At 35.6% G+C, this 13,807-nt stretch carries 10 protein-coding genes; 9 read left to right on the forward strand and 1 reads right to left on the reverse strand.

Annotated features, from left to right (window positions below):
• Positions 1-11 precede the first annotated feature (11 nt).
• A complete protein-coding gene (locus HOY35_RS09050; protein WP_172212746.1) occupies positions 12-2,981 on the forward strand; it encodes a BspA family leucine-rich repeat surface protein in 2,970 nt (989 codons plus the stop codon).
• Between the two features lie 1,133 nt (positions 2,982-4,114).
• On the opposite strand, the gene HOY35_RS09055 is transcribed toward HOY35_RS09050, so the two are convergent.
• Positions 4,115-5,188 carry a M42 family metallopeptidase gene (locus HOY35_RS09055; protein ID WP_172212744.1) on the reverse strand — a complete coding sequence of 358 codons (1,074 nt, stop codon included), beginning with the start codon at positions 5,186-5,188 and terminating at the stop codon, positions 4,115-4,117.
• Between the two features lie 261 nt (positions 5,189-5,449).
• Here HOY35_RS09055 and nrdD point away from each other — a divergent pair, with 261 nt between their 5' ends.
• From nrdD to murG, 8 genes are all read left to right on the forward strand, one after another.
• Positions 5,450-7,642, forward strand: a complete 2,193-nt coding sequence (nrdD, locus tag HOY35_RS09060) for an anaerobic ribonucleoside-triphosphate reductase (protein WP_172212742.1) — start codon at positions 5,450-5,452, stop codon at positions 7,640-7,642.
• Between the two features lie 128 nt (positions 7,643-7,770).
• Positions 7,771-8,370, forward strand: coding sequence for an anaerobic ribonucleoside-triphosphate reductase activating protein (gene nrdG / locus HOY35_RS09065; protein ID WP_172212740.1), 600 nt, complete (start codon positions 7,771-7,773; stop codon positions 8,368-8,370).
• 7 nt (positions 8,371-8,377) lie between these two features.
• A complete protein-coding gene (gene recO, locus HOY35_RS09070) occupies positions 8,378-9,130 on the forward strand; it encodes a DNA repair protein RecO (RefSeq protein ID WP_172212738.1) in 753 nt (250 codons plus the stop codon).
• 140 nt (positions 9,131-9,270) lie between these two features.
• Entirely contained in the window at positions 9,271-9,843 is a 573-nt protein-coding gene (locus HOY35_RS09075) for an HTH domain-containing protein (protein ID WP_172212736.1), read from the forward strand.
• A gap of 11 nt (positions 9,844-9,854) precedes the next feature.
• Entirely contained in the window at positions 9,855-10,556 is a 702-nt protein-coding gene (locus HOY35_RS09080) for a hypothetical protein (RefSeq protein WP_172212734.1), read from the forward strand.
• A gap of 24 nt (positions 10,557-10,580) precedes the next feature.
• Positions 10,581-11,084, forward strand: coding sequence for a type II toxin-antitoxin system Phd/YefM family antitoxin (locus tag HOY35_RS09085; protein WP_172212732.1), 504 nt, complete (start codon positions 10,581-10,583; stop codon positions 11,082-11,084).
• A 142-nt stretch (positions 11,085-11,226) separates the two neighbouring features.
• Positions 11,227-12,597: a UDP-N-acetylmuramoyl-L-alanine--D-glutamate ligase gene (gene murD / locus HOY35_RS09090; RefSeq protein WP_172212730.1), complete on the forward strand. Its 1,371-nt coding sequence runs from the start codon at positions 11,227-11,229 to the stop codon at positions 12,595-12,597.
• Positions 12,598-12,713: 116 nt separating this feature from the next.
• Complete coding sequence (gene murG / locus HOY35_RS09095; protein ID WP_172212729.1) at positions 12,714-13,805, forward strand: undecaprenyldiphospho-muramoylpentapeptide beta-N-acetylglucosaminyltransferase; 1,092 nt, start codon at positions 12,714-12,716, stop codon at positions 13,803-13,805.
• The last annotated feature ends 2 nt before the right edge of the window (positions 13,806-13,807 follow it).

Here is a 13,807-nt window from a genome sequence, read left to right on the forward strand (position 1 = left end):
AGAATGTATCAATGAAAAAGAAAAAAATTTTTTTAAGTGTTCTAGGCATTTTATTAATCCTATTAAATGTTTTCATTTCATCGAGTTCTGCAGTATTAGCAAATGATGATTCTGGGGGTGTTTCTTCAACAGAAGAATCAGCAAGTGATGATGGCAGTACAGCCTTCTCGGTAGCGACATTGGCAAATTCAGTAGTTGCCTCAGGTACCTTTGGGACTAGTAAGTGGGAAATTGATTCTACAGGTACTTTAACAATAAATGAGGGACAGTTTTCAGATAATCTTCTAAACGCATCCCCATGGAAAAGTTATATTGATCAAATTAATAGAATTGTTTTTGCTGGTAATGTCAAGGCTGCCAGCAATTCTCAATATCTTTTTTTTGGATTAAAAAATGTGACTAATATTGAAAATTTAAATTTATTAGATACATCAAATGTAACAAGTATGCTATCAATGTTTGCAGCTTGTAGCAGTTTGGTTCAACTAGACCTTTCAAATTTTAAAACATCTAAAGTAACTAATATGGGCTCACTTTTTTATTATTGTAAGGCTCTTAAAAACCTAGATTTATCATCCTTTGATACATCCAGTGTCACTTATTCGATGTTGTCCATGTTTAGAGACACTAATTTAACGAGTTTAGATCTTTCAAATTTTGATACCTCAAAAGTGACTAATATGGGAGGAATGTTTTATAATTGTCCTAACCTTACGGATCTAGATCTTTCAAGTTTTGATACCTCAAAAGTGACTAATATGGCAAACATATTTACTGGAACATTACCTTTTAAACTTACTCTTGGGAAAAATTTTAAATTTGGTATAAATTCAAATTTGCCAGAAATTACTAAGACAAGTGATTATACTGGTAATTGGCGAAATATTGGAACTGGGACAGCTATTGATCCCGCTGGTTCTAATGTGTGGCATTCTACTGATTTGATGAATAATTATAATGGGTCTATTGATTTTGATACTTATGTTTGGGAACCGGTCAATCAAACTATTAAGTTTGATGCAAACGGCGGAACTACAGAACAAACCTCTATCACTGGTAAAACTGATGCAACGATTGATTTGACAGATGTCAAATCAGCAACTCGTGATGGCTACACGTTCAACGGTTGGTATACTGATAAAACAGGTGGTACGAAGCTACCAGATTCAATCACTATGCCTGCAGGTGGTATGACTTATTATGCCCAATGGACTGTGAATCAGGAATCGGCGACTGTTTCTTATATTGATGATACAACTAATACTATTATTACAACGGATAATTTATCTGGTCCCTATGGTACAACTGATGAATATCGTACAAAGCCATCAATTGATAATTATATAAATAATGGTTATGAATTTGTTTCAGATAACTATCCATCAGATGGTGTCGTCTATAATCAATCCGGAATCGTTCAAAAATTTGAAGTACACTTAAAACATGCCACAAAAATAGAAACAGAGAGTCAAGTAATCACCCAAACTATTCATTATGATTATGCCAATGGTGACAAAGCGCTTGATGATTATACCGCTACACTTGATTTCAATCGTTCAGTTACTACAGATTTAGTTACTAATAACAAGACCTATGGCGATTGGGAGGCTAAAACCAATACAGTATTTTTAGAAGTAGAATCACCAGCTATTACTGGCTATACACCTAATCCGTCTAAAATAAATGCGATAGAGAGTATCACAGGAGATTCTCTTAACAAGGAAGCGACAGTTATTTATACTGCCAATATTGAGCATGCGACTGTTTCATATATAGATGACACCACAGGTAATGTGCTTTCCACAGCTCAATTATCAGGATCATATGGTACAACTGATGAATACCGTACAAAACCATCAATTGATACGTATAAGGCTGCTGGTTATAAATTTGTTTCAGATAACTATCCATCAGATGGTGTCGTCTATAATCAATCAGGAACTGTCCAAAATTTTGAAGTTCATTTAGAGCATAAAACATCCGATCAAGTTGAAACTAAGACTGTAACCCGTACCATTCATTATCTATATTCGGATGGTTCAAAAGCGGCAGAAGACTTTGTCAATACAATTTCATTTGTGAGAACCGCAACGACAGATGAAGCAACAGGTGAAATTACCTATACGGATTGGCAATCAGTCGAAGGAACGACAACATTTGATTCAGTGGTTTCACCGGTGATTACTGGCTATACCCCAGATAATTCTGAAATGCCAGCAATTGATAATGTAAGCAATACGACAGCTGATATTGATCAAACGGTTACTTATCATCCCAATACTGAGCAGGCAACGGTTACTTATATCGATGATACAACCGGCGAGGTACTTTCAATTGATGAATTATCGGGTTTATATGGTACAACAGATGCCTATCGAACAGCGACTAAAATCCAATTCTATCAAGATAAGGGGTATCTTAAAGTTTCTGATGATTATCCATCGAGTGGTATTATTTATGATCAACCCAGTGTTGTAAAATCTTATACGGTTCATCTAAAGCATGCAATTAGTCAATCAGAAGAAACGCATCGTGTGACACAAATAATTCATTATATTTATTCAGATGGTAGTCAGGCATTGGATGATTACAAAGCGAACTTAGATTTTAAACGAGCAGTTTATACTGATAATGTTACAGGTTTAAATACTTATGGTGATTGGCTTTCATTAAGTGAGGCTACTTTTAAACAAGTAGATTCACCAACCATTGGAGGCTATACTGCAGATCAATTATTTATTTCTGTTATTGAAAATGTAACAGGAAGTACCGAAGATATGGCATTTACAGTTACTTATAAGAAAAATCCAGTAGTAGATAATTCTTCTGGAAAATTAAATAATGACGGACAATTATCTCATTCAAAAGATAAACTACCTCAAACAAATGTAATCCAAACAAATATTCAAATTTTAGTTGGATTATTAATATTAGGCTTAGCAGTCGCTTTAGGCTTTAAGAATAGAAAAAATAATAACTAATTAGTTCTATTGATAATAAGGCTTGTTGAAAAGAAAGACAACTCAAAATCCATAATTAATTCGCCATCCAGTCAAATTTGTTGGGTGGTGAATTAATATTTATCTCGATATTTTTTCTTATAAACACTAATTTTTAAGATATGCTAGATTGTAATATTGATTGCAACAAAGCATTCATCAAAAATTTCTAGTAACATTAGTTATAAAAGCATATAAGCGATTTATGAAAGTGAGATTATAGAAATCAAGCACGCCGGCTATTGCCACTGGGAGTGCCTTTTTCATAACGAATTTGTAAAAGTATAAGATTAGATTTTCCCATTGTATCACCGACAACTTGCAAATAGAGTCGCGTATGCTTGATGCATCTATGTTGGAGAAAGGAGCGAACAGTAAAAAAGTTTTCTCTTTAGGATAATTTTCAAGATTAAGTCCCTGTCTTTGTCATACATATATAAACAAAGTTTAGAAATTTGTATAGATGTACACTTCTTCAATGAGGTGGCATGATTTTTTGTTAGTCGAGTATTGTTTTGCATTAGTAAAAAAATAGTTATTCTCAGTGTTCTCGTCTTCATAAAAAATCAGTCAATAAAACAGATGCATATTATTTTCGGTTCTAACAAGTACTTCTTTTTTTAAAATTTAGATCTATTGAATAATCGGACAACACTGTTCTTACTTTAATTAATTGTCTTTGTACAGTTCACTCACTAACAAAATATTTTAATAAGCTGAAATTGAACCATTTAAAAATTGATTCAAACATAATACTAAGGCAGTGAATATCAATTTCGCTGTCTTATTGGGTTATAGCTTATTTGGACTGCCGAGCATTTCGCGATGCAATCAGTTTTAACTTTAGTAAAAATACAAGTGCTTTTCGAGTAAATTATTAGGTTATAGGTACTCCCACATTTTATATTTTAGTTTCCAACCGATTTCTCACGAACCTCTGTCCTAATTGAATCGTTTCAAAATCAATATATTTCAGCACTATTACTTTTCGGCTATAGAGTCACGGGTATTATCATGTTAATGCGCTTATGTAAATATTGCTAGTCAGCACGAGTCAAAAAAGCATCAGCTAATTGAATTACTCTTCAAAAAACGGATGCTTTATTTGTTATTTATTATTCATAATTTAAAATTGAATGAATATTTGAGGTATTCAGATGTTTGCCAATTGCAACGATTAGTTTAATCAGGTTTAGATAATCATCCTCGTGGATGATTGAGTTGGCTGAATGTAGATAACGTACGGGTACGGCAAGGGCAAGACTTGGAATGCCATTTTTAGTCAAATGCATTTTGCCTGCATCAGTACCGCCACCAGCAATGACGGTTAGCTGATATGGAATTTCTAGTTGGTCAGCCAAGTCAGTCACAAAATTAAGTAATTCGCGTTGAGGTAGCATTGAAGCATCATAAATAAAAATTTGTGGTCCTGCTCCTAAAATACTATCAGCCTCCTTGCTAGTCATCCCCGGAGTATCGCCAGCAGTACCTGTATCTACCGCAAAAGCAATATCAGGATTGACTAAGTGAGTCGCAGTCGTGGCGCCACGAAGTCCGACTTCTTCTTGGACATTGCCACCGACAAAGAGTTGTGTTTCTAATTTTTCTTGGCTGAGCTGCTTGAAGGCTTCGATAACAGCTGCGGTTCCTATCCGATTGTCCCAAGCCTTAGCAAGTAAAAGCTTACTGTTATTCAGGCGTTCAAATTTTGTATCTGGCGTAATCATATCACCAGGACGAATGCCCCAATCTTCAGCTTCCTTTCTGGAGGACGCACCAATATCGATGAACATATCCTTTATTTCATAAACCTTGTTTCTGACCTCTGGACTTAGGACATGTGGCGGTTTACTGCCTGTTACACCTTTAATTTTTTGCCCTGTACGTGTTGTGATTCTAACAGGCTGGGCTAGCATAACCTGTGCCCACCAGCCACCAATGGTTTGAAACTCTATAAAACCCTTTTCGGTAATTTTGGTGACCATGAATCCAACCTCATCCATATGAGATGCAAAAAGAATTTTTTTACCGCTTTTACCTTTTTGTGCAATTATTGAGCCAAGGCCATCATAGATTATATTATCGGAATGAGTTATCACTTCTGTTTTGAATATATCTCTAACTTCTTTTTCATTACCTGCAATGGCGTCGGCATTGACTAATTTTTCAAGCAAATTTACATTTAACATAGCTATCACCTCTTTTGTAATTATAACAAAAATAAAAGGAAAATTGTGATAAATGAATAAGTGATTAGTTAAATTATATCTGTAATTAAATTTTTATGAAGCGGTTATCATTATTAAGCAATAAAAGCATTGATATCAATATATAGTGTTTGTTTTTTAGTTTTGATAAATTAGAACACAATATATAGTGTATTTCCTATTGTAAATTCTTTGGAAATTTTATAGAATAGAGAGGTACAACAGAGGGAGAAGTGTTTTGATATGATGATATTAGAGAAAACAAAAAAAACAAATGAAGAGAAGGACATTAAGGTAATTAAGCGTGACGGGCGTTTAGTTGATTTCGATGCCTCTAAAATTTACGATGCTTTATATAAAGCATTGGAAACGGCGATTGGGTCGGTTGATTCAATTCGTCATCAGCAGCTTCAGAATATTACGGATTCAGTTGTTGCCGAGATTTATGAGCGCTTTGAGAAAAATGTCAAAATTTATGAAATTCAAAATATTGTTGAGCATGTTTTGCTTGAATATAATCATTATGATCTGGCAGAGGAATATATAAATTATCGAACAAAGCGTGATTTTTCACGTTCAAAGGCAACAGATATTAATTTTACGATTGGTAAATTAATATCTAAGGATCAGGCGGTGGTCAATGAAAATGCTAATAAGGATAGCGATGTTTTTAATACACAGCGTGATTTAACGGCAGGGATTGTTGGCAAGTCAATTGGTTTAAAAATGTTACCACCTCATGTAGCAAATGCGCATCAAAAGGGTGAAATTCATTATCATGACTTAGATTACCATCCATATACGCCAATGACAAATTGCTGTCTAATCGACTTTAAGGGGATGCTGAATAACGGCTTTAAAATTGGAAACGCTGATGTTGAACCACCAAAATCCATTCAAACGGCAACGGCACAAATTTCACAAATTATTGCCAATGTAGCCTCTAGTCAATATGGTGGCTGTTCAGCAGATAGAGTAGATGAATTATTGGCACCCTTTGCGGCAAAAAATTATCAAAAGCATTTAGAAGATGCTAAGGAATGGATTTTACCAGAAAAACAAGAAGACTATGCGCGGACAAAGACTAAAAAGGACATCTATGATGCGATGCAAAGTTTGGAGTATGAAATAAATACATTATTTACTTCAAACGGTCAGACACCATTTACTTCATTAGGCTTTGGTCTTGGTACTTCGTGGTTTGAGCGTGAAATACAACGTGCCATTTTAGAAATCAGAATCAAAGGGCTCGGTAGCGAACATCGAACAGCGATTTTCCCTAAATTAATTTTTACGTTGAAGCGTGGTTTGAATATGGCAGCTTCTGATCCAAACTATGATATCAAAGCATTAGCCTTGGAATGTGCGACTAAACGGATGTATCCTGATATTTTAAGCTATGACAAAATTGTCGAATTGACAGGCTCCTTTAAGGTGCCAATGGGCTGTCGCTCTTTCTTACAAGGCTGGAAGGATAGTAATGGTGTAGAGGTTAATTCAGGCCGAATGAATTTAGGTGTTGTCACGCTAAACTTACCAAGAATCGCCTTAGAGTCGAATGGTGATTCGCAAAAATTCTGGAAAATCCTAAATGAGCGTTTAGAAGTTTTAAAGGATGCTTTAGTTTATCGTGTTGAGCGTTGCAAGGAAGCAACACCAGCCAATGCGCCCATTTTATATCAATATGGTGCCTTTGGCAGACGTTTGAATAAATCTGAGTCGGTTAATGAACTCTTTAAAAATAAACGTGCAACGGTTTCAATGGGCTATATTGGTTTATATGAAGCCGCAACTGCCTTTTATGGTGGTGAATGGGAGCAAAATCCAGAGGCCAAGCAATTTACGATTGAAATCTTAAGCTTGATGAAAGCAATGGCAGATCAATGGGGCGATGAGTATGGCTATCATTTCTCTGTCTATTCAACACCTTCAGAATCCTTAACGGATCGTTTCTGCCGTTTGGATACTGAAAAATTTGGTTTGGTTAAGGATATTACAGATAAGGAATACTATACCAATTCCTTCCACTATGATGTTCGAAAAAATCCAACGCCGTTTGAAAAGCTAGATTTTGAAAAGGATTATCCAAAGTATTGCTCGGGTGGCTTTATTCATTATTGTGAGTATCCTGTTTTACAACAAAATCCTAAGGCTTTAGAGGCAGTTTGGGATTATGCTTATGATCGGGTTGGCTACCTTGGCACAAATACACCGATAGATAAATGCTATGCCTGTGGCTTTGAAGGAGACTTTAAGCCAACAGAACGTGGCTTTGAATGTCCAAACTGTGGCAATAATGATCCCAAAACAGTAGATGTTGTAAAGAGAACCTGTGGCTATTTAGGCAATCCTCAGGCGAGACCAATGGTTCATGGTCGTCATAAGGAAATTTCTAGCCGTGTGAAGCATATGTCTGGTAAAACGGGGAATATGTAATTAATAATTAACAATTAAATGTAGTTTTTTGAAATTGGATGGTCTTTCCTAGTTATCTTTTGGAAGCGACGGTCCTTTTTCAAGCTAAGAGAGTAATTAGTATTAGTTAGGATAAAGGGGTGGCTTAAATGCGTAATCCAAAACCACAGGAATGGCAAAGTAAGAATTTATCTCAAAATTATATTGCGGACTATAAGGCTTTTAATTTTGTTGACGGTGAAGGCGTTCGCAATTCATTATATGTTTCAGGCTGTCCCTTTGCATGCGAGGGCTGCTATAATGTAGCAGCACAAAGCTTTAGATATGGAAAACCTTATGATGCCACGCTTGAGGCTCAGATTATGAAGGATATGGCCGAGCCTTATGTTCAGGGGTTAACCTTATTAGGTGGCGAGCCTTTTTTAAATACAGATGTCGTTTTACCTTTGGTGAAGCGAATCAGACAAGAATTGCCTGAAAAAGATATTTGGTCTTGGTCTGGTTATACTTGGGAAGAATTACAATTAGAAACGGCCGACAAGCAAGAATTACTTTCGCTAATTGATATTTTAGTCGATGGTCGCTTTGAAAAAGATAAAATGAATTTAATGCTACAATTTAGAGGCTCAAGCAATCAGAGAATTATCGATGTGAAGCGTTCGTTAAAAGCACATCAGGTTGTAATTTGGGATAAGCTAAATGATGGCGAGCAAAAATATGAGCAGCTACACAAGGAAAAGCTGATTTAGGTGAAATGTGAAAGAAATAGAAACCTTAGGGATTGTCTTGTATAATCGCGACTATAAAGAAAAAGATAAGCTAGTTAAAATATTTACTGCTAATGCTGGTAAGCAGATGATTTTCGTTAAGGGGGGAAATGGCGCCCGTTTCCAGTCTAAGGATATGATTCAGCCGATGGCGGTATCGCAATTTGTACTTAATTTAAATAGTCAGGGCTTGTCATTTATTAGAACCCACTCTGACACTAAGTTTTTTAGGCAGATTCAATCAGATATTTTTTTAACAGGCTATGTGACTTATATGCTTAATTTAGTTGATATGGCAATTGAAGATCGATTGTGCGATCAAGCTTTATTTTCATTCTTATTAGAATCTATCCGCTTAATTGAAGCAGGGATGGATGCGGAGGTAGTGACTTTTATTTTTGAAATTCAAATTTTGTCACGCTTCGGTATTCATCTTGATTTTGAGCACTGCCAAATTTGTGGTAAAATAGCACAGCCATTTGATTTTTCATGGGCGTTACAGGGTGTTGTTTGTCAAAAGCATCAAGAGCAAGGTCTCAATTTAGCCAATGAAGATCCGAATATTCTCTATTTTCTAGGTCTTTTTGCCAAGGTTGATTTAGCGTTGCTCAATGAAATAAAAATTAAGCCAGAAATGAAGAAAAAAATTAGAATTTTTATTGATTTAATTTATGGAGAATATGTTGGCTTAAGCTTAAAAAGCAAAAAATTTATTGATCATATGAATGACTGGTTGAGCTGACTCAACTAGTCATTTTTTAATTTTTTATGATATCATATTTGCTAATCGATTAGGGTTGTAATCGATTAATAAAATGGAAAGGGAAACATTTTTTTAGATTATTTTTGAAGAAAAGGGAAGTATTTTTTAGGGGGAAGGTAATGAAAGTATTCGCAAGTAGTAAAGAAAATTTGAAGTTGCTCTCAATTTTGGAATTTTTTACACATCGTTCAAGCAGCAGCTTAGAAAAATTGGCTAATTATTTGGACTATAGTCATAAAACAGTTCGAGCTCAAATTAAGCTACTTAAGCAGCAAATAATTATTTTAGGTTTAATTCAATCATTTTCATTAGAAATCAAACATTTGAGAGTCTATTTTATCGTACACCACCAATTTGCGTTAATTATTCTAAAAAAAAAATTAATTCATGATTCAAGGGCCTTTGAATATATGAAGCAAATGATATTACAGGATTCTAGTAACCTCGCTGTTGGCTTTGATTTTTTACTACAACTGGAAAAGGAATTAAAACGCTATCGACTGACCTGTAAACGAGGTTACATAAAGGGGAAGGAGGAATGTATTCAAAAATTTATTTATGACTTTATGAAGGTTCATTTAATGGAATATCGTCATAGCTATAGTCAGTCAATTTATGAATATATTAAAATTAAAATGAACGTCAATTATTTTCCAACTGTCAATCAGCAAGCGATGGCAATTTTTTTTTAAGAAGAGAGTGTATGCATCGAATTAAGCATTTGCGTCATACAATAGAGTATTTTAAGAAAAATTCCAGTTTTAATCAGTTTTTAAAGCAGCTACAGCCAATTCAAATTTGCTTTGAATTATCATTGGAAGAAATGAAGTATTTATTTTTATTATTATTAAAGCATGAGGCATTCAGAGAATATTATCAATTTTTTCAGTTTAAGCAGCATTCGCGTCAAATAGAAAATTTAACACAAACGATTGCAGGTCAATGGCCTCAGCTTAAAGAGGCACTTTATGAGTTACATATTGATCTATTTATTTATGGGCACCAAACGACTTGTAAAAATAGATTGATTAAGGGAATAGATCAATGGCTTGAAGCTAGTAAGCAATTGCTGCATTTAAAATTGCCCTTTTCTGAAATTCAAAAGCATTATTGTCGACTTTTTGAGCAGGAAAAAATCAACCCTAAAATTAATATCGGTTTTACGGAGTATGTCTCAAAGTCTGAAATAGATCAATTTAGCCGAATTTATGGCGAAATTTTTAATTTTGATTTTTTTTATCTGCCCTTTGATGATAAAGTAGATTTATTAATATCTAAGGTCGAAAATAATTTTAGCCAGTTTCAATTTGATAAGCAAATTTTTATTGAGCAGCTAGAATGTCCATTTGAACGAAAAAAAATTACACAGATGCTGATTTTAATTTTCCAAAGTAAGCGTTTGTGATAGAATGAAATGGGGGTATACAAAATGACTTTTAAAAAACTCGAAGTACCGACGGCATCCATTACGGATGTAAAAAAATCACCTACAGAAGTATTTAAGATTGCTGAACAAACTCAAACGGGTGTTTATATTTTTAATCGAGAAAAAGTTGCTGGTGTAATGATTAGCCAAGCTCAATACGAAATCTTGGTTGGTCAGCTGCAGGGCGATTTAGAATTACCTAAAAGGGCATCAAAGGAAGTAGCGCCAGAGCAGTCTATGAAAGAAAAGACTTTTAAAAGTCTTGAAGCTGAAAAAGTTTTTAAAAAGTTTTCTCATCATTCTTTTACACTGAAAGCCTTAGATGATGAGCTTGTTGACTTAGGCTTCATCACTAAAAAGTCCAGCTATGGTGGCACTAATCTCATGGAAAATGAGCTGATGGCTTCTGAGCAGCTAGCTTATCGCAATCGGAGTAGTTCACAGTGTTTGCTACTTTCGCTAATTCCAGAGTCAGCTACACATTTCAGAATTGCCGATGTTCAATAATTTATGATGTTCAATAATTTATAATAATAATCCGGTACTCAGTTTGGTTAATTTTTAAGCTGAGTGCTCTGGATTTTTATTTTAGTGATATACTAATTTATTAATTAATTTAAATGGAGTAAACAAGAAAGAGGCTGTCATTGTGAAGCAAATCACTGATTATAAAAATAAAAAAATATTAGTTTTAGGTCTCGCTAAAAGCGGGTTTGGTGCTGCAAAGCTATTAAATGATTTAGGCGCCTTGGTAACAGTAAACGATGGCAAGCCCCTCGCTGACAATCCACAGGCGCAGGATTTAATGACACTTGGTATTCGAGTGATTACAGGCTCTCATCCATTAGAATTATTAGACGAGTCGTTTGATTTAATGGTCAAAAATCCCGGGATTCCATATAGCAATCCCATGATTAAGCGAGCGATTGAAAAGCAAATGCCAGTCATCACCGAGGTTGAGCTTGCCTATCGAGTTTGTGAGGGCGATATTATCGGAATTACTGGTACTAATGGTAAAACAACGACAACTACGATGATTGGCGAGATCATTAACGCTAGTGGTCGTATTGGAGCGCTTGCCGGTAATATTGGTTTCCCAGCAAGTATTGTTGCTGAAAACGTTAAATCAGACGAATATATGGTAACTGAATTATCGAGCTTTCAATTAATGGGTATCCAAAAATTTAGACCTAATATTGCAGTGATTACCAATATCTTTTCTGCTCATCTAGATTATCACGGTACGCGCGAAGCCTATGTAGCAGCGAAATGGCGTATTCAGGAAAATCAAGATTCAGATGATTTTTTAGTAATTAATTATAATCAGGCAGAATTGCGTCAGCTGGCTGAAAAAGCGCAAGCTCAGGTGATTCCGTTTTCAACCGTGGAACGTGTAGAAGGTGCCTATCTTGAGGCTGGTAATTTATTTTATAAGGCTGAAAAAATTATGCCAGCAAATGATTTAGGTGTACCTGGACAGCATAATATTGAGAATGCCCTTGCTGCTATTGCTGTCGCCAAGCTAATCGGTATTGATAATGCAGAGATTAAAAGAACGCTCTCTACGTTTAGTGGGGTTAAGCATCGGACGCAATACTTGGGACAAGTCAGGGGCATTCGTTTTTATAATGACTCTAAGGCAACAAATATTTTGGCAACAGAACGTGCTCTAAGCGGCTTTAATAATGAAAAAGTATTTTTATTAGCTGGTGGCTTAGATCGAGGGAATTCGTTTGATGAGCTAGTCGAGGCAATTCGAGGCTTAAAAGGTCTATTTGTTTTTGGAGAAACAAAGGAAAAACTAGCTGAAGCAGCTAAGAAGGCTGGTATTTCACAGGTCAAGCAATTTGCTAGTTTAACTGAGGCGACTGATTATGCTTACAGCTTAGCTCAACCTGAGGATACAATCTTATTATCACCTGCTAATGCAAGCTGGGATCAGTATAAAACCTTTGAAATTCGAGGTGAGGAATTTATTAGTCTTTTTGAAAAGTATAAAGAGCAAGCGGAAGTATTATAGTATAAAGTAAGTCAGCATCAGAATTTAGCTTTGCCAGCATGGGCAGCCCTAAGGCAGCCTTGCTTTTAGGCCTAGGCGGAAAGTTCTCGAGCTTTTTAGAAAAGGAATTGATTAATATGCGAATTTTAGTTACGGGTGGTGGAACTGGTGGACATATCTATCCAGCACTTGCATTTATTAACTATGTAAAAAAAACATATCCTGATACGGTATTTTTATATGTGGGTACCGACAAGGGATTGGAGCAAAAGATAGTGCCTAAGGCCGGCATTCCATTTAAAAAAATTGAAATTCAAGGCTTTCGCCGATCTCTTAGCCCAGAAAATTTAAAGACAGTATATCTTTTTTTAAAAAGTCTTCATCATGCTAAAAAAATCATTCAAGAATTTAAGCCTGATGTTGTGATTGGGACAGGTGGCTACGTATCTGCGCCAATGGTTTATTCAGCAGCTAAATTAAGAATTCCAACTATCATTCATGAGCAAAATAGTGTCGTTGGAGTTACCAATAAATTCTTGAGCCGATACGTCAGTCGAATTGCGATTAGCTTTAAAGAGGCAGCAGTAGCGTTTCCAAAGGAAAAGGTTATTTTAACTGGAAATCCTCGTGCTCAGGATGTGGCCGAAACGCCAAAAACAAAGGTACTTGAAAATTATGGACTTGATGCCAGTCGTAAAACGGTTGTTGTTTTCGGTGGCTCCAGAGGTGCATTGAAAATTAATCAAGCAATTGTCGCTGCCATTCCAGAGCTTGATCGCTTTGATTATCAATTGCTGTATGCTTCAGGAGAGCGCTATTTTGATGAGTTTAAAGCTGATTTCGAACGGGCAAATCAATTGAGTAATGTTAAAATTGTACCTTATATTGACGATATGCTAGATGTTTTAGCAAGTGCCAGTCTGTTAGTAGGTCGTGCCGGCGCTACAACGATTGCCGAATTTACAAGCTTAGGCTTGCCTGCCATCTTGATTCCTAGCCCATATGTAACAGCAGATCATCAAACAAAAAATGCGGAAAGCTTGGTGAAGGCTGGCGCTGTTAAAATGATTAAGGATAGCGAATTAACAGGGCGTAGCCTAATTGATTTGATTAATCAGGTGTTAAGTGATGAAGATGAATATCAAAAAATGTCAGAGGCCTGCTTGTCAGAGGGACATCCTCAGGCCTCAGCTGAGCTGCTGGCGATAGTTCAGCAGCTAATTAGCTAGAT

It is taken from the genome of Enterococcus sp. MMGLQ5-1 (assembly GCF_013155265.1).
GTDB lineage: Bacteria > Bacillota > Bacilli > Lactobacillales > Streptococcaceae > MMGLQ5-1.